The 21433-nt window shown below is 59.5% G+C and carries 18 protein-coding genes; 15 read left to right on the plus strand and 3 right to left on the minus strand.

The features are described from left to right. Positions 1 to 18 precede the first annotated feature (18 nt). The 7 genes from J5276_RS22270 (at position 19) to J5276_RS22300 (ending at position 7176) form a co-directional block, all read left to right on the plus strand. Entirely contained in the window at positions 19 to 921 is a 903-nt protein-coding gene (locus tag J5276_RS22270) for a LysR family transcriptional regulator (protein WP_013762298.1), read from the plus strand. A gap of 186 nt (positions 922 to 1107) precedes the next feature. Next, on the plus strand, positions 1108 to 2643 hold the full coding sequence (locus J5276_RS22275) for an ABC transporter substrate-binding protein (RefSeq protein ID WP_003518093.1): 1536 nt from the start codon (positions 1108 to 1110) through the stop codon (positions 2641 to 2643). Between the two features lie 229 nt (positions 2644 to 2872). Then, positions 2873 to 3823, plus strand: coding sequence for an ABC transporter permease (locus J5276_RS22280; RefSeq protein ID WP_003518092.1), 951 nt, complete (start codon positions 2873 to 2875; stop codon positions 3821 to 3823). Continuing rightward, positions 3820 to 4641, plus strand: a complete 822-nt coding sequence (locus tag J5276_RS22285) for an ABC transporter permease (RefSeq protein WP_013762300.1) — start codon at positions 3820 to 3822, stop codon at positions 4639 to 4641. Before J5276_RS22280 ends, J5276_RS22285 begins: the two co-directional genes overlap by 4 nt. A 53-nt stretch (positions 4642 to 4694) precedes the next feature. Further along, on the plus strand, positions 4695 to 6092 hold the full coding sequence (locus J5276_RS22290) for an amidase (RefSeq protein WP_065658495.1): 1398 nt from the start codon (positions 4695 to 4697) through the stop codon (positions 6090 to 6092). A gap of 95 nt (positions 6093 to 6187) precedes the next feature. Continuing rightward, the gene (locus J5276_RS22295; protein WP_019566944.1) at positions 6188 to 6754 is read left to right on the plus strand and encodes a DJ-1/PfpI family protein; all 567 of its coding nucleotides are present in this window, start codon (positions 6188 to 6190) and stop codon (positions 6752 to 6754) included. Positions 6755 to 6825: 71 nt separating this feature from the next. After that, the gene (locus J5276_RS22300; protein WP_003518088.1) at positions 6826 to 7176 is read left to right on the plus strand and encodes a ribbon-helix-helix domain-containing protein; all 351 of its coding nucleotides are present in this window, start codon (positions 6826 to 6828) and stop codon (positions 7174 to 7176) included. Between the two features lie 36 nt (positions 7177 to 7212). Here J5276_RS22300 and J5276_RS22305 read toward each other — a convergent pair whose 3' ends face one another. The 3 genes from J5276_RS22305 to J5276_RS22315 form a co-directional block, all read right to left on the minus strand. Further along, positions 7213 to 8133: an ABC transporter permease gene (locus J5276_RS22305; RefSeq protein ID WP_013762302.1), complete on the minus strand. Its 921-nt coding sequence runs from the start codon at positions 8131 to 8133 to the stop codon at positions 7213 to 7215. Further along, entirely contained in the window at positions 8126 to 9136 is a 1011-nt protein-coding gene (locus tag J5276_RS22310) for an ABC transporter permease (RefSeq protein WP_003518086.1), read from the minus strand. Before J5276_RS22310 ends, J5276_RS22305 begins: the two co-directional genes overlap by 8 nt. A gap of 76 nt (positions 9137 to 9212) precedes the next feature. Next, a complete protein-coding gene (locus J5276_RS22315; RefSeq protein ID WP_003518085.1) occupies positions 9213 to 10922 on the minus strand; it encodes a peptide ABC transporter substrate-binding protein in 1710 nt (569 codons plus the stop codon). 305 nt (positions 10923 to 11227) lie between these two features. Here J5276_RS22315 and J5276_RS22320 point away from each other — a divergent pair, with 305 nt between their 5' ends. From J5276_RS22320 to J5276_RS22355, 8 genes are all read left to right on the plus strand, one after another. Then, the gene (locus tag J5276_RS22320; RefSeq protein WP_003518084.1) at positions 11228 to 12391 is read left to right on the plus strand and encodes a M20 aminoacylase family protein; all 1164 of its coding nucleotides are present in this window, start codon (positions 11228 to 11230) and stop codon (positions 12389 to 12391) included. Between the two features lie 48 nt (positions 12392 to 12439). After that, positions 12440 to 14290 (plus strand): ABC transporter ATP-binding protein, encoded by a 1851-nt coding sequence (locus J5276_RS22325; RefSeq protein WP_003518082.1) that lies wholly within the window; start codon positions 12440 to 12442, stop codon positions 14288 to 14290. A gap of 261 nt (positions 14291 to 14551) precedes the next feature. Further along, positions 14552 to 15505 carry a sugar-binding transcriptional regulator gene (locus J5276_RS22330; RefSeq protein WP_003518080.1) on the plus strand — a complete coding sequence of 318 codons (954 nt, stop codon included), beginning with the start codon at positions 14552 to 14554 and terminating at the stop codon, positions 15503 to 15505. Positions 15506 to 15648: 143 nt separating this feature from the next. Then, on the plus strand, positions 15649 to 16962 hold the full coding sequence (locus J5276_RS22335; RefSeq protein ID WP_003518078.1) for a sugar ABC transporter substrate-binding protein: 1314 nt from the start codon (positions 15649 to 15651) through the stop codon (positions 16960 to 16962). A gap of 172 nt (positions 16963 to 17134) precedes the next feature. After that, positions 17135 to 18007: a carbohydrate ABC transporter permease gene (locus tag J5276_RS22340; RefSeq protein ID WP_013761441.1), complete on the plus strand. Its 873-nt coding sequence runs from the start codon at positions 17135 to 17137 to the stop codon at positions 18005 to 18007. A gap of 12 nt (positions 18008 to 18019) precedes the next feature. Further along, positions 18020 to 18844: a carbohydrate ABC transporter permease gene (locus J5276_RS22345; protein WP_003510506.1), complete on the plus strand. Its 825-nt coding sequence runs from the start codon at positions 18020 to 18022 to the stop codon at positions 18842 to 18844. A 12-nt stretch (positions 18845 to 18856) separates the two neighbouring features. Beyond that, the gene (locus tag J5276_RS22350) at positions 18857 to 19855 is read left to right on the plus strand and encodes an ABC transporter ATP-binding protein (RefSeq protein WP_219256721.1); all 999 of its coding nucleotides are present in this window, start codon (positions 18857 to 18859) and stop codon (positions 19853 to 19855) included. Positions 19856 to 19946: 91 nt separating this feature from the next. Further along, a complete protein-coding gene (locus J5276_RS22355; protein WP_174012322.1) occupies positions 19947 to 21431 on the plus strand; it encodes a mannitol dehydrogenase family protein in 1485 nt (494 codons plus the stop codon). The last annotated feature ends 2 nt before the right edge of the window (positions 21432 to 21433 follow it).

The following is a 21433-nucleotide window of genomic DNA, read 5'->3' on the forward strand; positions in this document are numbered from 1 at the left end:
AAACAGGGTATCCCGACCATGCAATTGCGCGCATTGATGTATTTCGACGAACTTGTCCGCACCAATTCCATGCGCGCCGCTGCCGAAAACCTGAATGTCGCGCCGACGGCAGTCAGCCGCCAGATCGAGAACCTCGAATATTATTTTGGCTCGCCTTTGGTGGAGCGTTCCAGCCGGGGCGTGAAGCTGACGGCGGCGGGGGAATTGCTGGCTGCCCGCGCCGGCAAGACGCTGCGCGAACTCGATCATGTGCACCAGCTGATCGATGACCTGAAGGGGCTTCAGCGCGGCCGGGTCACCGTTTATGCCAATGGCGCGACGGTTGCGAACCTTCTGGCGCCGGTGCTGGCGCAGTTCAGCCTCAAATATCCGCAGTTGCGCTTCGAGGTGCACATCACCAGCGCGCGCCAGGCGATGGAAGCACTGGGTGCAGCCGAAGCGGATCTGGTCGTCAGCCTTTTTGCGCCCAAGGTCTCCGGCGTGAAAGTGCGCTCGCGCACCCGTATCAGTTACGATGCTATCTTTCCGACCGGCCATGCGCTTGCCGCGCAGGCGGAAGTCTCGCTGAAGGAACTGGCCAGCCTGCCGCTTGCCCTGCCGGACAAGAGTTTCGCGGCGCGTCAGGCCTTCGATACGCTGTTTGCCGATGCCGGTATCGAGCTTGATCCCGTCTTTATCACCAGTTCGCTGGAAATGCTGAAGGAACTTGTTCTGGGCCATGCGGCGGCCACGCTGTTGCCTGCCTTGTCGGTAGCGCGTGAAATCCGCAGCGGCCAGATGGTTGCTGTTCCGCTTTCCGGCAAGAAGGGCATCCACACCCAGATCGATCTCTGCGTGGCGCCCGACCGGCAACTATCCTTCGCCGCCTCCAAGCTTGCCGATTTCATCGAGCGTTTCATGCGCGAGGCGACAGCGGGGTAGGGGAATTCGTCAGCCTGGAGAATTGTCCATCCCGGTTGATTTCCATCCGTATTTCCGTGTAGCCATTTCAGCTACACGGAGCACACAAAAATCACGATTGTGTGTGCGCCTGCAACATGACACTCTTTTTGCAACGGGCGGTCTTCGAAAGGCAAAAATGCCTCGGCCGCCAGACAGGGGACAATGATGCCACGCACTTATTTTTCGCAGCCGCTGAAAGTTACGCGGCGCGCCGCGCTTGCGCTTGCACTGGGGACGGCGCTCTGGATGCCGCTTTCGATGACGGACGCCGCGGCCGCGCCAAAGACCGCCTTGACGCTGGGCATGACAGTGGAGCCGACGGGTCTCGACCCGACAATTGCGGCACCCGTCGCCATCGGTCAGGTCAGCTGGCAGAACATATTCGAAGGTCTCGTCACCATCGACCACGACGGCAAGGTGAAACCGCAGCTTGCCGAAAGCTGGGAAATTTCAGCCGATGGCAAGACCTATACGTTCAAGCTGCGCCAGGGTGTTACTTTCCACGACGGCGAGGCCTTCGATTCCTCTGTTGCGAAATTTTCGCTCGACAGGGCGCGCGGTGAAACGTCGGTAAACCCACAAAAACGCTTCTTCACCGCCATCGAGAGCATAGAAACGCCGGATGCCGCGACGCTGGTACTGAAGCTGAAGCAGCCGGCGGGCAGCCTGATCTACTGGCTCGGCTGGCCGGCCTCCGTCATGGTTGCGCCGAAGAGCGCTGACAATAACCGTACCACGCCCATCGGCACCGGCCCGTTCAAGTTCGCAAACTGGGCCAAGGGCGACAAGGTGGAATTGGAGAAGAACGCGGCCTATTGGGACAAGGCGGTGGCGGTGAAACTTGAAAAGGCCACCTTCCGCTTCGTTTCCGATCCGCAGGCGCAGGCAGCGGCACTGAAATCCGGCGATATCGATGCCTTCCCGGAATTCGGCGCGCCGGAACTGATGACGTCCTTCGACGGCGATGCGCGTCTCGGTACCTTCGTCGGCAATACGGAACTCAAGGTCGTGGCTGGCATGAACAATGCCCGCAAACCCTTCAACGACAAGCGCGTGCGCCAGGCGCTGATGATGGCGGTGGACCGCGGCACGGTGATTGAAGGCGCATGGTCGGGTTACGGCACGGCCATCGGCAGCCACTACACGCCGAACGATCGCGGTTACATCGATACGACCGGTGTTCATTCTTACGATATAGACAAGGCAAAGGCGCTTCTTGCCGAAGCGGGTTACCCCGACGGTTTCAGCTTCACGATCAAGGCCCCGCAAATGGCCTATGCCCAGCGGACCTCGCAAATCCTCCAGGCGATGTTGGCCGAAATCGGTGTCACCATGACCATCGAGACCACGGAATTTCCGGCAAAATGGGTGGCGGATGTTTTGAAGGGCGCGGATTACGACATGACCATCGTCGCCCACGCTGAGCCGATGGATATCGATATCTACTCCCGTGATCCCTATTATTTCAACTATAAGAACCCTGCCTTCAACGAGGTCATCGCCAATGTCGAAAAGACGGCGGATGCGGCCGAGCAGGAAAAGCTTTACGGCGAAGCCCAGAAAATCCTCGCCGAAGATGTGCCGGCGCTGTTCTTGTTCGTGATGCCGAAACTCGGCGTCTGGGACAAGAAGTTGAAGGGGTTGTGGGAAAACGAACCCATTCCGTCCAATGTGCTGACGGATGTGCATTGGGAAGAGTGACGTTTGTTGTGAACGGCGAGGCGCATTCCTACCCACCACCTCATTCCCGTGCCTGTCACAGAAATCCAGCCAGCCCAAGTCGTTGGGCTGAAAGGAAACTTTCCGCCGCGCAGGCACGCTTCGGCTGGATCCCAGTGACAAGCACAGGGGTGAGGGAAGAGTGTGCGGGGATGACAATAAATCCATCCGCCACATCCCGAAACGAAACAACGCAAGGAAAGAATGCCAGATGTTAGCCGTTCTCGTCCGGCGCCTTGCAAGCCTCATCGTCACGCTGTTTGCGGTGTCGCTCATCATCTACATCATCATGGGGCTGTTGCCGGGTGATCCGGCGGCCATCATGCTCGGTACGTCGGCGAGCCCGGATACGCTTCTCGCGCTGCAAAAGCAGATGGGTCTCGATCAGCCCTTGCCATTGCGTTACATCCACTGGCTTGCAGGCGTATTCCGGGGTGATCTCGGACAATCCTACACCTACGGCGTGCCGGTAGCGGGGCTTATTGTCGAGCGGCTTGCCGTCACCCTGCCGCTTGCGCTGCTCGCGGTCTGCCTATCGGTCGCCATCGCCATTCCGCTCGGCGTCGCGGCAGCGAGAAGCCGAAACGGGCCGGTGGATTTCGCAGCCGGGCTGTTTTCCCATGTCGGCATTGCCGTTCCCGGTTTCTGGGTTGGGCTGCTGCTCATCATCGTCTTTTCCACCACGCTCGGCTGGATGCCATCAGGCGGTTTTCCCGGCTGGCGTCCGAGTTTTTCTGCCGGATTTATCGCGCTTGTGCTTCCAGCCATTGCACTTGCGCTGTCGCAGGCAGGCGTCCTCACCCGCGTCTGCCGCTCGGCAGTACTTGAGGTAATGAACGAGGATTTCGTGCGCACCGCCCGCGCCAAGGGGCTGAGCGAGCGGGTAGCGCTGTGGCGACATGCGGTGCCGAACGCCATGATCCCCGTTGTCACCATGATCGGCCTGCAATTCACCTTCCTGATTGCCGGGGCAGTGCTGGTGGAGAATGTCTTCAACCTGCCGGGCCTCGGGCGGCTTGCCTATCAGGCGTTGACCCAGCGGGATATCGTCGTCATGCAGTCCGTCGTGCTGTTCTTCTCGGCGCTTGTCATCGTCATGAATTTTCTGGTCGATATCGCCTATCTCTTTATCGATCCAAGACTGCGGGCAGGTGCACGATGATGCGACTGATCCGCCGCCGCCCCGCTTTCGTCCTTGGCATCGCCGTCACTCTCTTTCTTGTCGCGGTTGCCCTGCTTTCGCTGGTCTGGACGCCGGTTTCTCCGACGAAGATACAGATTGCCCAGAAGCTGAAATCGCCCTTTGCCTATGGCGGGCTTGGCACCGACCATTTTGGCCGCGATGTGCTGTCCATGCTGATGGCGGGGGCATGGAATTCGCTCTCCACCTCCATCGCCGCCGTTGCGATCGGCGCGCTCATTGGCACGGCGCTTGGCGTATCGGTCGCGGCACTGCGCGGTTTCACTGAAACCCTGGTGATGCGCGCCTGCGATATCATCTTCGCCGTACCGCCGATTTTGTCGGCCATGATGCTCGGCGCGTTCATCGGTACGGGGCGGTTCACCGCCATCATCGCCATTGCCACCTTCATGGTGCCGGTCTTTGCGCGGCTGACGCTGGGTGCGGCCTTGCAGATATGGTCGCGGGAATATGTCACCGCCGCCACCAGCATCGGCCAGAACCGCGCCAAGATCACGCTGTTTCATATCGTGCCGAATATTTCCAACCAGATCATCGTGCAGGTGACCATCCAGCTCGGCCTTGCCATCCTCACCGAAGCGGGACTCTCATTCCTCGGTCTCGGCATGCCTCCGCCGGCCGCCACCTGGGGGCGGATGCTGGCCGATGCGCAGACCTATCTAGGTGCTGCACCCTGGCTTGCCATCATGCCCGGCCTTGCCATTGCGCTCGCGGTCTTCGGCCTCAATCTGCTTGGCGATGGCCTGCGCGACCTGCTGGACCCACGCGATACCAGCTGACCGCTTCAAGCCGATATCGCCCATATTATCTGTTTTCTGACGAGACGAAGCTTATGACCGATCTCATACACCTCAACACGCTCGAAATCCTGGCGCTTTACGGGCAAAAGAAGCTGTCGCCATCGGAATATTGGCAGGCGGTAGAGGCCCGTATCGACGCATTCGAGCCCACGGTGAACGCGCTTTACGCCTATGATCCCGAGGATGCCCGCAAGCAGGCGCTGGCCTCGACGATGCGCTGGCAAAAAGGTGAAACGCTCGGGGCCCTCGATGGGATTCCGGTGTCGCTGAAGGAACTGATCGCCACCAAAGGCCAGCCAGTTCCGCTTGGCACCAAAGCGGTGGAACTGGTGCCGGCTCTGGAAGACGCGCCAGTTGCGGCCCGCTGCCGCGAGGACGGCGCCATCATTTACGCCAAAACCACCTGCCCGGATTACGGCATGTTGTCATCGGGTCTTTCCAGTTTCCACAAGCTCAGCCGCAACCCGTGGGACCCGACACAGAACCCCGGCGGCTCCAGTGCCGGTGCGGCTTCTGCCGGTGCTGCGGGTTACGGCACGCTGCATATCGGTACGGATATTGGCGGCTCGGTGCGGCTACCGGCGGGGTGGACGGGGCTGTTCGGCTTCAAGCCCAGCCAGGGCCGCATACCCGTCGATCCCTATTATACAGGCCGCTGCGCCGGGCCGATGACCCGCACCGTCGTTGACGCCGCCTATGCCATGGCCACGCTTTCCCGCCCGGACTGGCGTGACGGCACCGCGCTGCCGCCCAACGATATCAACTGGATGGACCTCGATATCGACGTAAAGGGCCTGAGGATCGGCCTGATGCTGGATGCCGGCTGCGGCTTGGCTCTGGACGATGAGGTGCGGGATGCTGTTTTGGCGTCCGCAAAGCTGTTCGAAGATGCAGGTGCCATCGTGGTCCCGGTCGAGCCGGTGCTGTCTCGGGACATGCTGGATGGGCTGGATGATTTCTGGCGGGCGAAATTCTGGGGCGATATGGCGGCGCTGAGTGACGAACGACGCGCGGCGATCCTTCCCTATATTCACGAATGGGCGCAGAAGGGCGCTGATGTTTCCGGCGCGCGTGCCGTTTTCGGTTTCAACCAGACCATGGAAATGCGCAAAGCCTGCGGGCGGTTGATGCAGTCAGTTGATGTGGTGATTTCACCCGTCAATCCCGTCGTCTCCTATCCGGCCGACTGGGCCTCGCCCACCAACGACCCCGAGCGACCCTTCGAACATATCGCCTTCACCGTCCCTTGGAACATGTCGGAACAGCCGGCATCCTCGATCAATTGCGGCTTCTCGAAATCCGGGATGCCCATCGGCTTGCAGATCGTCGGCCCGCGTTACGCGGATCTGCTCGTTCTCAAGCTTTCCAACGCCTTCGAGGATTGGGGCGGCGGTGTTCGTCGCTGGCCGGAGCCGCCCAAAGCGCGCTGATCCCGTCTTTATCGGCCCTGTAGTATAGCCATAATACCCGCTTCTCCACCCCTCCTGTTACGGTGCCCCGGGCATTCGAAATGGGAGGAGCAAGCATGCCGAAGAAGATTTTGATGATCACCGGCGATTTCGCCGAGGACTACGAGACCATGGTGCCGTTCCAGACGCTGCTTGCGGTTGGTCACACGGTGCATGCCGTCTGCCCCGGCAAGAAGGCTGGCCAGACGATCGCGACCGCGATCCATGATTTCGAGGGCGACCAGACCTATTCAGAAAAACGCGGCCATAATTTCGCGCTCAACGCAACTTTTGCCGATATCATGGTCGCGGATTACGACGCGCTGGTCATTCCGGGTGGTCGCGCGCCGGAATATCTGCGGCTGAATGCGGATGTGCTTGCCGCCGTGAAGCATTTCTTCGAGGCTGACAAGCCGGTCGCGGCTGTCTGCCACGGTGCCCAATTGCTGGCGGCTGCGGGTGTCCTCAAGGGCCGCACCTGCTCGGCCTATCCGGCCTGCCGCCCCGAGGTGGAACTGGCGGGCGGTACCTATGCCGATATCGCCATCGATGCGGCGGTTACCGACGGCAAGCTGGTGACGGCGCCCGCATGGCCGGCGCATCCGGCATGGCTTTCGCAATTCATGGTGGTGCTCGGCAGATAAGGCCGGCGGAATGGGGCTTTTACCGGTCCCGTTTCCCGTCTATCTTCTGCAGCTTGCTGAGGGAGGACACCATGTGCAAGCTTTTCATCAAGGCAGACCCGACGCTTTGGGAAAGCCATACCCGGTCTTTGCGGATCGATGGCATGGTCACCAGCGTCAGACTTGAAAACTTCTTCTGGACGACTCTGGACGAGATTTCACGCCGCGATGGCATGAACAGCGCGCAGCTCATTGCCAAGCTTTATAATGAATCGATCGATGCCGGGCATGATCTCGGCAACTTCACCTCGTTTTTACGAGTCTGCTGCGGGCGTTATCTGGCCTTGCAGCTTTCCGGCGATATTCCGGCGCGCAGCGACATTCCGATTGCTGCGCTGGATGCAGACAGCATTCTCGACGCGGAAAAGATGAATTATCACTGAGATAAAGGGAAGGGCGCAGCCACCGCGCCCTTCGCCTCAGCTCTTAAGCGCCCTTGGATCAAGCGCATCACGCACGGCGTCGCCGATGTAGTTGACGCTCAGAACCGTCAGCGAGATTGCCAGTCCAGGCCACAGCACGCGCGAGGGCGTCAGCTGCAGGAAGTTGGCGCCATCGAACAACAGCCGTCCCCAGGTCGGAAAGTCGGACGGAAAACCGAGGCCGAGGAAGGACAGCGCCGATTCCGTGATGATGGCCGAGGCGATGCCGAGCGTGGCTGAGACCATGATCGAACTCAACACATTCGGCAGGATATGGCGCAGGATAATGCGGTATTCGCGCATGCCGCTCGATTTCGCCGCCATGATAAACTCCTGGCTTTTGATCGTCAGCACGTCGCCGCGCACGATGCGTGCGGTATGCATCCAGCTGGTTACCCCGATCACGAAGACGATGAGGATGAAGATACCGGTTTCCGGCCCGAAAGCGGCACGCAGCGTATCGCGGAACAGCATGAGAATGACGAGCAGCAGTGGCAGCAGCGGCAGGGCCAGAAAAAGGTCCGTCAGCCGCATAAGCGGCCCGTCAAGTCTTCGGAAATAGCCTGACAGCACCCCCACCAGCGTGCCGAGAAACAGCGCCAGCAGCATGGCGGTGATGCCGACGGCAAGCGAGATGCGCCCGCCCGCCAGCACCTGCGCCAGCATGTCCTTGCCCAGATTGTCGGTGCCGAAGGGATGCGCCAGCGACGGCCACTGGTTGCGTTCCTTCACATTGATGGCATTGGGCGCGACAGTGTGGATATAGGGGCCGACATAGACCGCAAGCAAAATAAAGATGAAAACGAACAGGCCTGCCACGCCGCCCTTGTGGACCCGGAACTGTTTCCAGATATCGGCAAGTGCCGATTGCACAGGCGTGGCGGCGACGGCTGGTGCTGCGAGGGTGGCGTCAGTCATAGCGGATCCTCGGGTCGAGAATGCCGTAAAGCACGTCGGCAATCAGGTTGAAGAGCACGATAAGCACCGCGAAAATGAAGGTCAGCGTCTGCACCAGCGGAATATCCGCACCCTGAACGGCGGTGATCAGCAATTGGCCAAGCCCGTTCACACGGAAAATCTGTTCGGTAATGATGGCGCCGGAAAAGATCGTCGGCACGCCGAGTGCGATGACGGTGACGACGGGTATAAGGCTGTTGCGCAGGACGTGAACGAGCAGAACGGATTTTTCCTTCACGCCCTTGGCACGCGCGGTGCGTACATAGTCCTGATGGAGATTGTCCAGCATCGAGGCGCGCACGAAACGGCTGATCTGCGAGACGTTGTAAAGGGTCAGCACCAGAACCGGCATGAACATCTGTTTGATCTGTGCCACGAGGCTTCCCCAGTCAGTCACCTGCAGATTGGTGTCGTAGACGGAAGGGAACCATTGCAGATAGGAGCTGAAGATGACGACCAGCAGCACGCCGGTGAAGAAGGTGGGAACCGAATAACCCACCATCGAGACGAAGGTGCCGATCTGATCGAAGATCGAATATTGCTTGTAGGCGGAAATGACGCCGATCGGGATCGCCAGAAGCGCGCCGAAGAGATAGGCAAGGCCGACGACCCAAAGCGTTTGCGGCATGCGCTGGATGACGAGATCGACCACCGGGCTGCGCGTTGCCCAGGACAGCACACGCATGCGGCTGCCGTCGCCGATCTGCCAGCCTGTCAGCTTCTCGAACAGGTTCAGCGGTTCATTGATGAAGAATTGCTGCAGCCACAGCATGTAACGGATGAAGAAGGGCTGGTCGAGACCGAGCGAGGCGCGGATCTGCTCGCGCACTTCGGGCGGAATGGTCAGCGGCAGGTCGCCGGTCGGATCATTCGGCGCCAGATCGAGCAGGGCGAAGATGACGAAGCTGATGACGAGCAACGTCGGTACGGCAAAGGCAAGCCGCCGGAGCGTAAAGGTAAACATCGGAAAGTCTCCAGACCGTCAGGGTCTCGCAAAATGAGCGCGGTCCCCCCGTCAGGGGCGACCGCGCATTTGCGGGTTACTTTTTGCGGGACCAATCCGCGACGTTCCAGAGTTCCGAATCCCAGGCGTTCATGCGAACGCCTTCGAGTGTCAGCGAATGCGAGGAGACGCTGCCGCGATGGATGAGCGGAATATGCGCGCCTTCTTCGGTCAGCATATCGTTCAGCTGCTTGGAAATCTCACCGCGCTTGGCAGGGTCTGCGGTCTTGGAGAGTTCGCCCACCAGCTTGTCGAATTCCGGGTTGCAATAACGCGGAATGTTCTGGCCCTGCCAGCCGTTAGCCGGAGCCGGGATCTTGTCGCATAGCCATTCCGCCAGATATTTTTCCGGGTCTGTACCGTCGAAATTGTTGGTGTACATTTCAACATCGGCGAAAAATTTCTGGAAGGTGTCGGGGCTTGCCGGATCGCCGCCGAAGAAGACGGAGGCGCTGACATTGCGCAGTTCGGAAGCAACGCCAATCTGCGACCACATGTCCTTCACCAGTTCCTGCGTGGCCTGGCGAACGGAGTTTGTGGAGGTCTGGTAGAGGAAGGACAGTTTCACACCGTTCTTGGCGCGGATGCCATCGGCGCCCTTTACCCAGCCCGCATCGTCCAGCAGCTTGTTTGCGCCTTCCAGATCCTGTTTCAGGCACCAGCTGTCATTCTTGGTCGAAGCGACGGCTTCCGGGGCCGGCACGATATTGCAGGTCGGCTTGCCTGCCTCGCCATAACCTGCCTCATCGATAATATCGCGGTCGATTGCAAGCGAGAGCGCGCGGCGCACGGCCGGGTCGGAAAGGGCCGGATGCGGGCCGCCTTCCTTGGTGGAGCGCTTGTCACCCAGCGCAGGATCGGCGTTGTACCAGTTGAGATTGATACGCTCGACCTGCGTGCCGAAGGCAGTTTCCAGCTTGCCCTTGCCGGCAGCTACCATGGTGGCCAGAATTTCCGGCTCCACCTGCATGTTCCAGGCGTAGTCGAATTCGCCGGTTTCAAGAACGGCGCGTGCAGCGGAAGCTGCATCGCCGCCGCCCTTCAGGGTAGCCGTGGCGAAGGCGGGCTTGGCCGGATCGCGATAATTGGGGTTGGCCACGAAGCTGATGACGTCGTTCGGCTTGAAATCCTTGACCACGAAGGGGCCGGTGCCGATGGGGCCGAAATTGGCGGATGTGCAGCCGGGAGCCGCAGCGCCGACGCATTTTTCAAACTGTTTCTTCTGGATGACAGGCGATTGTGCGCCAACAAATGCGGAGTAGGGGTAGGGCTTCGGTTCGTTGAAGCTGATCTTGATGGTGTGGGCGTCGATCGCCTCGACGTTCTTCACGCCTTCATATTGTGCCGCCTGCGCGCAGCCGCCGTCCGGTGCGATGCAATATTTCCAGGTGAAGATGACGTCGTCAGCGGTAAAGGGCGTGCCATCAGACCATTTGACGTCGCTCTTCAGTTTCCACGTCATGCTGAGCAGATCTTTCGCGATGCCGCCATTGTCGACCGTCGGAATTTCGCTCACCAGCATCGGCACCAGCTCGCCTTTTTCGTCGTAGCGCGCCAGCGGCTCGATCACCATGGACGAGCTGTAGACTTCCTTCGTGCCAGCGGAAAGATATGGGTTGAGTGTCGATACAGCCTGCCAGAAAAGGATTTTCAGTTCGCCGTCACTGCCACGCTCGGCATGGGCGGCAGAGCCTGCCATGGCCAAGGCCGCCACCGTGCTGGCAAAGAGAACGCTGCGCTTCTTCATTGTGATTTTCCCCTTTGAAGATTTTATCTGTTTGAATGTTTGACGCTTTTCCTCAACGTCATTTGCAAGTCTTTTGTTTTAAGTGTTTGACTTTGCTAACGAATATTCTTCCGTTCCTAATGATGCTATTGTCAGTTTTTTTGAAATGCAAGCCCCAAACTCTGATTGATGAACAAAATTTGAGCCGATTGGCTTCGGGCCTATTTTTCACTCATCTAGCGAAATTCATACTTGCAAAAGCAGAAATTCCAAACGCAATATGGTTCCCGACAACCCGGCGGGGAACAAAAAAAGGAAAAATGGGAATGCCGATATTGAACCGTGTGGCCGAGATGCAGGAAGAAGTAGCCGGTTGGAGGCGCCACCTGCACGAGACGCCGGAGCTGCTCTACGACGTCTTCGAAACCTCGAAATTCGTGGCGGAGAAACTCAAATCCTTCGGATGCGATATCGTCGAAACCGGCATTGGCAAGACCGGCGTGGTGGGCATCATCAAGGGGCGGCACGGGGACGGCCCGACCATCGGTTTCCGCTCCGACATGGATGCGCTGCCGATCCTCGAAACCAGCGGCAAGCCCTGGGCTTCCAAGGTTCCGGGCAAGGCCCATTCCTGCGGCCATGACGGGCACACAGCCATGCTTTTGGGCGCGGCGCAATATCTGGCCGAGACCCGTAATTTCAAAGGGTCCGTGGCCGTCATCTTCCAGCCGGCTGAAGAGGGTGGCGCAGGGGCACTTGCCATGCTGAACGACGGCATGATGGAGAAATTCGGCATTTCTCAGGTCTATGGCATGCATAACGAGCCGGGCATTCCGGTCGGCAATTTCGCCATCCGCAAGGGTTCGACGATGGCGGCGGCGGATAGTTTCGAGATCGTCATTACCGGCAAGGGCAGCCATGCGGCGGCCCCCCATCTTTCCGTCGATCCGGTGCTGACCTCGGCCTATATCATCATCGCCCTGCAATCCATCGTCTCGCGGGAAACGGACCCGTTGAAATCGCTGGTCGTCACCGTCGCCACTACCCACGGCGGCACAGCGGGCAATGTCATTCCCGGTTCGGTGACGCTGACCGGCACGGTGCGCACCCTGCTGCCGGAAACCCGCGATTTCGCCGAAAAACGGCTGAAGGAAGTGGCGACAGCCACCGCCATGGCGCATGGCGCGACGGCGGAGGTGAGATACGATCGCGGTTATCCCGTTACTTTTAACCACAATGACGAAACCGAATTCGCAACCAGCGTGGCGGCAGGCGTGGCGGGCGCAAACGCCGTCAACACCAATCCCAACCCGCATATGGGCGCGGAAGATTTTTCCTACATGCTGGAAGCACGCCCCGGCGCCTTCATCTTCATCGGTAACGGCGACACGGCCGGGCTGCACAATGCCGCCTATGACTTCAACGACGAGGCCCTGCCTTACGGCATCAGCTACTGGGTCTCGATGGCCGAAACCGCGCTTGCTGCGTAAGACATCCGGCGGCCTTCATGGCCGCCTTTCGCTTTTCAGGAGATCGGCATGCTTTTGGCGGCAACATCCATGGAACAGACCGGCGGTTCGGTAAGTCCGGTTCTTTCGGTTCAAAATCTGACCACGTCCTTCCGCGTTGATGGCGGCTGGAAATCGGTGGTCCGCAATATGAGTTTCGACATTGCGCCCCGCGAGACGGTGGCGATCGTTGGCGAAAGCGGCTCGGGCAAAAGCGTGACGTCGCTGTCGATCATGCGGCTTCTCGATAAGAAAACGAGCCGCATCGAGGGTAAGGTCATGCTCGGCGGGCGCGATTTGCTGGCACTTCCGGAAGAGGAGATGCGCAAGGTTCGCGGCAAGGACATTTCGATGATCTTCCAGGAGCCGATGACCAGCCTCAATCCGATCTTCCCGATCGGCAAGCAGATCGCCGAAGCGCTGACCGTGCACCAGGATATTTCCTCATCTGCTGCCAAGGCCGAGGTTGTCAGGCTTCTGGAAAAAGTCCGCATTCCCAATGCGAAGAACCGTTTCGACGACTATCCGCACCAGTTTTCCGGCGGCATGCGCCAGCGCGTGATGATTGCCATGGCGCTTGCCTCCAAGCCGAAGCTCCTGATTGCAGACGAGCCGACGACGGCGCTCGACGTGACCATTCAGGGCCAGATTCTCGACCTTATCAAGCAATTGCAGGAAGAGGAGGGCATGTCGGTCCTGTTCATCACCCATGATATGGGCGTGGTGGCGGAAGTGGCTGACCGCACCATCGTCATGTTCCGCGGCGACGTGGTGGAAACCGGCACAACGGACGATATCTTCCATCGCGGGAACCATCCCTATACGCGCGCCCTGCTTTCGGCGGTGCCGAAGCTCGGTTCGATGAAAGAGCGGGTACTGCCCGCCCGTTTTCCGATCATCGATATCAAGACCGGCGAAAGCCAACCGGTCGAAGAGGTCAGGAACACGGTTTCCGGTGGTCGCACGCCCATTCTTTCGGTCCGGGACCTGACGACCCGCTTCGATATCCGCTCCGGTCTTCTCGGTCGCAAGTCCGGTGCCGTGCATGCGGTGGAGAAGGTCTCCTTCGATCTGGCTGAGGGCGAGACACTATCGCTGGTCGGTGAATCCGGCTGCGGCAAGTCCACCACGGGGCGGTCGATCACCCGGCTGATCGAACCGACCTCCGGTAACGTGACGCTCGACGGTTACGAGGTGATGAAACTCGACAAGACGACGTTGCGCACCATGCGCCGCAGCGTGCAGATGATCTTTCAGGACCCCTTCGCCAGTCTCGATCCGCGCATGAGCATCGGGACGGCGATCATGGAGCCCTTCATCGAACACCGGCTTGGACCGAAGGCGCAGGCGCGTGAAAAGGCGGCGGACCTGATGGAGAAGGTTGGCCTCAGCCCGGATATGATGCGGCGCTTCCCGCATGAGTTTTCCGGCGGCCAGCGCCAGCGCATCGCCATTGCCCGTTCGCTGATGCTTGACCCCAAGGTCATCGTTGCCGATGAAGCGGTGTCGGCGCTTGATGTCTCCATCAAGGCGCAGGTCTGTAACCTGCTGCTCGATCTGCAACAGAGCCTCAACCTCGCCTTCCTGTTCATTTCTCACGATATGGCTGTGGTGGAGCGTGTCAGCCATCGTGTCGCGGTGATGTATCTCGGCGAGATCGTCGAAATCGGCCCACGCGCCGCCGTCTTCGATAATCCGCAGCACCCCTATACGAAAAAGCTGATGTCCGCCGTTCCGGTGCCGGATCCGGCCCGGCGCCAGATCAGGCGCAACATGGCAACGGACGAGATCAAAAGCCCGATCCGTCCTGTGAACTATGTTCCGCCGCAACGCCATTACCGCGAGGTTTCGGAAGGGCATCTGGTGCAGGAAGCGGCTTGATATAGAGGAAACTGCGCAGGGATAGGTGCCTCTGTGTTCACAACGTCATCCTGGGTCTTGTGCCGAGGATCTGCCAATGTCTCGTAAATCGGTGCATTGCAGATGCTCGGGACAGGCCCGAGCATGACGGAGGAAATGTTTTGCATCTTCTTTAGAGGTGCCCGGTCCCGCCAAACGCTTCGCTCAGTCGCTGTGCCGTTTGACAGGCGGCCTGAAAAAATGCCAGCAAATGCTCGAGCATAATTCTTAGAGGGCGGCGGCATGGCCAGACGGAACGACGCACATGGACGGCTGGATGATGCGGCGCGTGCTGGCTGGCTTTATTATGTCGCGGGCCGCACGCAGGACGAGATCGCCGCTGCCATGGGCATATCCCGGCAATCGGCGCAGCGGCTGGTATCGCTGGCCGTCGCCGAGCGGTTGATCAAGGTCCGGCTCGATCATCCTATCGCCGCCTGTCTCGAAAAGGCGGAGCGGCTGAAGCAGAAATTCGACCTTAGATATATCGAGGTGGTGCCGAGCGATCCCGCTGGCGTTTCCTCCACGGTCGGCATTGCCGAGGCCGGCGCGGCGGAAATCGAGCGCTGGCTGAAAAATGCCGATCCCATCGTGCTTGCCATCGGCACCGGCCGTACGCTGAAGGCGGCTGTGGACCAACTGCCGCCGATGGAATGTCCGCAGCACCGCATCGTGTCACTGACAGGCAATATCGGGCCGGATGGATCGGCCGCCTATTACAACGTCATCTTCAGTATGGCCGATGCCATCAAGGCGCGGCATTTCCCGATGCCGCTGCCGGTTCTCTGCTCGTCTGCGGAAGAGCGGGAACTGCTGCACGACCAGTCCATGGTGCGCTCCACGCTGGCGCTGGGTGCAGCCGCCAATGTCACCTTCGTCGGCGTCGGCGAACTGGGAGAAAATGCACCGCTCTGCGTTGATGGTTTTCTCGGTGTCGACGAGATGAAGGCCCTGATGGCAAGCGGTGCGATCGGCGAAATCTGCGGCTGGATGTATGATGCCAACGGCCGCATTCTCGACCATTCCGTCAACGAGCGCGTCGCCTCCGTTCCCATTCCGTCCAGAGAGACCTGCACGGTCATCGGCATGGCGCAGGGCGCGCGCAAGAATGCCTCGATTCTCGCGGCACTGAGGGGTGGTCTTTTGAACGGCCTCATCACCGACGAAGCGACAAGTGAATATTTGCTCACACACTGAGCAAAAATTAATCCATTAAAATCAATAGTTTGATTTTTCCATGTGCGCCGCAGCACAGGATGTTGCTTGACTTTTTTCGGCTGCGGGTGAGTAAATGCCCCAGAGCAAAGCGAATGCTCATAAATTTCTTCTGGGAGGAAGATATGACATTGAAGACCATTTTGCTGGGCGCATGCTCGGCACTCGCCTTTTCGACCCTTGCTTCCGCCGAAACGCTGACCATCGCCACCGTCAACAACGGCGACATGATCCGCATGCAGGGTCTGACCTCCGACTTCACCACCAAGAACCCCGACATCAAGGTGGAATGGGTCACGCTTGAAGAAAACGTCCTGCGCGAGCGCGTGACGACCGATATCGCCACCAATGGCGGTCAGTACGACATCATGACCATCGGCAACTATGAAGTGCCGATCTGGGCCAAGCAGGGCTGGCTGCTGCCGCTCGAAAAGCTTGGCGACAAATACGACGTGGATGATATTCTGCCGGCGATCCGTGGTGGTCTTTCCAGCGAAGGCAAGCTTTATGCGGCGCCGTTCTACGGCGAATCCGCCATGATCATGTATCGCAAGGACCTGTTTGAAAAAGCCGGCCTGAAGATGCCTGAAAACCCGACCTGGGAATTCATCGGTGACGCTGCCCGCAAGATTACCGATCGCAAGGCGGATATCAACGGCATGTGCCTGCGCGGCAAGGCTGGCTGGGGCGAGAACATGGCCTTCATCAGCGCGCTCACCAACTCCTTTGGCGGCCGCTGGTTCGATGAGAACTGGAAGCCGCAGTTCGATCAGCCGGAATGGAAGAGTGCTCTTCAGTTCTACGTCGATCTGATGAAGGATGCCGGTCCGTCGGGTGCTTCCTCCAACGGCTTCAACGAAAACCTGACGCTGTTCCAGCAGGGCAAATGCGGCATGTGGATCGATGCCACGGTGGCTGCTTCCTTCGTTTCAAACCCGAAGGATTCGACCGTTGCCGACAAGGTCGGTTATGCGCTCTTCCCGACGCATGGCGAGCTGAAGAACCATGGCAACTGGTTGTGGTCCTGGAACCTTGCTATCCCGAAGAGCTCGCAGAAGGCGGATGCCGCCGAGAAGTTCATCTCCTGGGCAACCAGCAAGGAATATACCCAACTCGTCGCTGCCAAGGAAGGCTGGGCAAACGTGCCTCCGGGTACCCGCACCTCGCTTTACAAGAATGCTGACTATGAAAAAGCAGCCGCCTTCGCCAAGCCGACGCTTGCTGCGATGGATGCCGCCGACATCACCAAGCCGACCGTAAAGCCCGTGCCTTACACCGGCGGTCAGTTCGTGGCGATCCCTGAATTCCAGGCGCTCGGCACCACGGTCGGTCAGCTGTTCTCGGCGGTCGTTGCCGGCCAGTCCAGTGTCGACGATGCGCTTGCCAGCGCCCAGTCGACAGCGACGCGTGAAATGACCCGCGCCGGTTACATCAAGTAATCCTCCTGAAGATCGCTGTCCGGCGCCAATGCCGGGCAGCGAACCTTGGGGGCGCAAGCCGCGAGCTGCGCGGCGGCCTTTAAGCCTTTCAAATCAAAACTGGAATGAGCCGGTTCTTCCGGATATGCCGGGGGCATTTCGTGATGCCCGAGCCCATGGGGAGGTTAGTGCAATGGCAACACGAAACACGAGCGGTCTGGCGCGGGTTATGCTTGCGCCTTCGGTGCTGCTTTTGCTGGTGTGGATGATCGTGCCCCTGGCGATGACGCTGTGGTTTTCGTTCCAGAACTACAATCTCCTCAACCCTGCCAATGTCAGCTTTGCGGGCCTGTTCAATTACCAGTATTTCTATACCGATCCGGCCTTCTTCCAGTCGATCTTCAACACGCTTGCCATCGTCGGCGGCGTGCTTCTGATCACCGTCATCGGCGGTATTGCGATTGCGCTTCTGCTTGACCAGGACATCTTCGGTCAGGGCATCGTGCGCATCATGATCATCTCACCCTTCTTCGTCATGCCGCCTGTCGCGGCGCTGGTGTGGAAGAACATGATCATGCATCCCGGTTACGGCGTGCTTGCCGATCTGTCGCGCTTCTTCGGCCTGCAGCCGGTCGACTGGTTCGCGCAGTTTCCGCTGCTCTCCATCATCATCATCGTCGCCTGGCAATGGCTGCCCTTTGCCACGCTGATCCTGCTCACCGCCCTGCAGTCGCTCGATGGCGAGCAGAAGGAAGCGGCCGAGATGGATGGCGCCAACTTCATCAACCGCTTCATCTACCTGACGCTGCCGCATCTTGCCCGCGCCATCACCGTCGTCATCCTCATCCAGACGATCTTCCTGCTCGGCGTTTACGCGGAAATCCTCGTTACCACCAATGGCGGCCCCGGCTATGCCTCGACCAACCTTGCCTTCCTCATCTATCGCACGGCGCTTCTGGGCTACGACGTCGGCGGCGCATCGGCCGGTGGCATCATCGCCGTCGTGCTCGCCAATATCGTCGCCATCTTCCTGATGCGCGCCGTCGGCAAGAACCTCGACCGTTAAGGAGAAGCGATCATGGCCCGCAAGACAACGACACGCGCAAAGATCGGCTTCACCATCGCGGCATGGGCCGTGGCGTTGCTGCTGTTCTTCCCGATCCTTTACGCCTTCCTCACCTCGATCAAGACCGAGCCGGAGGCGATCGCAGGCTTCAGCCTCATTCCCTCGGGCACGCTCGAAAACTACATCACCGTGCAGACCCAGCGCGATTACTTCAAGCCGTTCATGAACTCGGTCGTGCTGTCGCTCGGCTCGACGATCATCGCGCTCATGATCGCCATTCCCGCCGCCTGGGCCATGGCATTCTCGCCGACCAAACGCACCAAGGACATTTTGATGTGGATGCTCTCCACCAAGATGATGCCGGGGGTGGCGGTGCTGGTGCCGATCTACCTGATCTTCCGCAATGCCGGCCTGCTCGATACCCGCATTGGGCTGACCGTCATGCTCACCTTCATCAACCTGCCGATCGTGGTGTGGATGCTTTATACCTACTTCCGCGAAATCCCCGGCGAGATCCTTGAAGCAGCCCGCATGGATGGTGCCTCGCTCTGGAACGAGATCGTACATGTACTGACCCCAATGGCGGTTCCGGGCATTGCCTCGACGCTGCTCCTGAACGTCATTCTTGCCTGGAACGAATCCTTCTGGACCATCCGGCTGACGACCACCAATGCGGCACCGCTGACGGCCTTCATCGCCTCCTTCTCCTCACCGCAGGGGCTGTTCTGGGCCAAGCTCTCGGCCGCCTCGATGATGGCGATCGCCCCCATTCTCGTCATCGGCTGGTTCTCGCAGAAACAACTCGTGCGTGGCCTCACCTTTGGCGCCGTGAAATAAGGAACGACAATAATGGGCAGCATTTCCCTTCAGAACGTGTCCAAGCTCTTCGGCGAGGCAAAAGTCATCCCGTCGATCGATCTCGACATCCATGACGGCGAGTTCGTCGTCTTCGTCGGCCCCTCCGGCTGCGGCAAGTCAACGCTGCTGCGCCTGATTGCCGGGCTGGAAGACGTCTCCGGCGGCAGAATAGTCATCGACGGCAACGATGCCACCGAAAAGGCCCCGGCCGAGCGCGGCCTTGCCATGGTGTTCCAGTCCTATGCGCTTTATCCGCATATGAGCGTCAGGAACAACATCGCCTTCCCGCTGAAGATGGCCAAGCTCGACAAGGCCGTCATCGACAAGAAGGTCGACGATGCCGCCCGTATCCTCAACCTCACCGATTATCTCGAACGCCGGCCCTCGCAACTGTCCGGCGGCCAGCGCCAGCGCGTGGCCATCGGCCGCGCCATCGTGCGCGAACCGAAGGCGTTCCTGTTTGACGAGCCGCTCTCCAACCTCGATGCGGCGCTGCGCGGCACCATGCGGCTGGAAATCTCCGAGCTGCACAACACGCTGAAGACGACGATGATCTACGTCACCCACGACCAGGTGGAAGCCATGACCATGGCCGACAAGATCGTGGTCCTCAACCGCGGCAATATCGAGCAGGTCGGCTCACCAATGGAGCTGTACCGCTCGCCCGCCAACCTCTTCGTCGCCGGCTTCATCGGCTCGCCGAGCATGAACCTGGTGACCGGCGATTACGCCCGGCAAAAGGGTGCGACCACCGCCGGCGTGCGGCCCGAGCACCTGACGCTGTCGAAAGAAACCGGCCTGTGGCAGGGCAAGGTCACGGTCGCCGAGCATCTCGGCTCCGACACCTTCCTCCACCTCGACGTCCCCGGCATCGGCCCCATCACCGCCAGAACCGACGGTGAATTCGAATGCAAACACGGCGATACCGTCTTCATCACACCAGATGATGCCAAAATCCACAGGTTCGATGACAAGGGCATCGCGATATGACGCGAAGACCGGAAGGCAAATCCGCGCTGCGTGCCGGGTATCTGTCATCCGGTCCTGGCACAAACAACGTTTCCCCTTCGAGGATCGTGACATGACATGCAAACTCTCCCTCGCCACGCTTGATGAAGCCAAAAAAACCGCGGCGATTCCGGCCTATTCCCGGGCCGATCTTTCCGCCGGAATCTTGCATTTCGGCGTCGGCAATTTCCATCGCGCCCATCAGGCGGTCTACCTGGACGACCTGTTCAACACCGGCGCGGACCACGACTTCGCCATCATTGGTGCGGGTGTACTGCCATCGGACGCAGTAATGCGCGAAAAACTTGCCGCGCAGGATTTCCTGACCACGGTGGTGGAGCAGGACAATAATCGCACCGGTGCGCGCGTCACCGGGCCAATGATCGACATTCTGAAGGTTGGCGATACCCAAGGCATTATCGACACGCTCGCAGATCCGAAAATCCGAATTGTTTCGATGACGATTACCGAAGGCGGTTATTTCATCGATGCTTCCGGCTCCTTCAATCCGCAGCATCCCGCGATTGCCGAGGATGGCAGGAACCCGTCTTCCCCGAAAACCGTGTTCGGCCTTATCGTTGCCGGGCTGAAGGCGCGGCGCGACAAGGGGCTTTCACCCTTCACCGTCATGTCCTGCGACAACATTCCCCATAATGGCAAGGTCACTAAAAACGCGGTGGTCGGTCTCGCCGCCTTGTCCGATCCGGCCTTCGCCAACTGGATCGGCGATAACGTCGCTTTCCCCAATTCGATGGTCGACCGCATCACCCCCGCCACGGGAGAGCGCGAACGCAATATCGCCCGTGACGATTTCGGCATCGAGGACAATTGGCCGGTCTTCTGCGAAGAGTTCAAGCAATGGGTGATGGAGGATAATTTCCCGGCGGGCCGACCGGCGCTCGAAAAGGCGGGCGTTCAGTTCGTCAAGGATGTTGCGCCTTACGAGCACATGAAGATCCGCATCCTCAATGGCGGCCATGCGGCGATCGCCTATCCGGCAGCGCTGCTCGACATCCATTTCGTGCATGAGGCGATGGAGCATCCGCTGATCCGGGCGTTTCTGGCAAAGCTCGAAAAGGAAGAGATCATCCCGGTCATTCCGCCCGTGCCCGATACCGATCTTGGCGAATATTTCGGCCTGATCGAACGGCGTTTCCTCAACCCGAAAATCGGCGATACCATTCCGCGCCTCGCGCAGGATGGCTCCAACCGCCAGCCGAAATTCATCCTGCCCTCCACCGCCGACCGTCTGGCGCGCGGTGAAGATATTGTCGGTCTGTCGCTGGTTTCAGCACTGTGGTGCCGTTATTTCTACGGCACCTCCGACAGCGGCAGGCAAATCACCTTCAACGACGCCAGCGCCGAGAGGCTACAGGCGGCAGCCACAAAGGCCAAGGACGACCCGATGGCCTTCCTTTCACTTGACGATATCTTCGGGGAGGTTGCCGAATCGGAGCTTTTCCGTAAACGCTTCTCTCATGCATTGACGACACTGTGGCACGAAGGCACGGCGAAGACCTTGCAGCTTTATCTGGATGACAAGCTGGCTGAAAAGTGACG

The organism is Agrobacterium sp. S7/73 (assembly GCF_019355535.1).
Lineage (GTDB): Bacteria > Pseudomonadota > Alphaproteobacteria > Rhizobiales > Rhizobiaceae > Agrobacterium > Agrobacterium tumefaciens.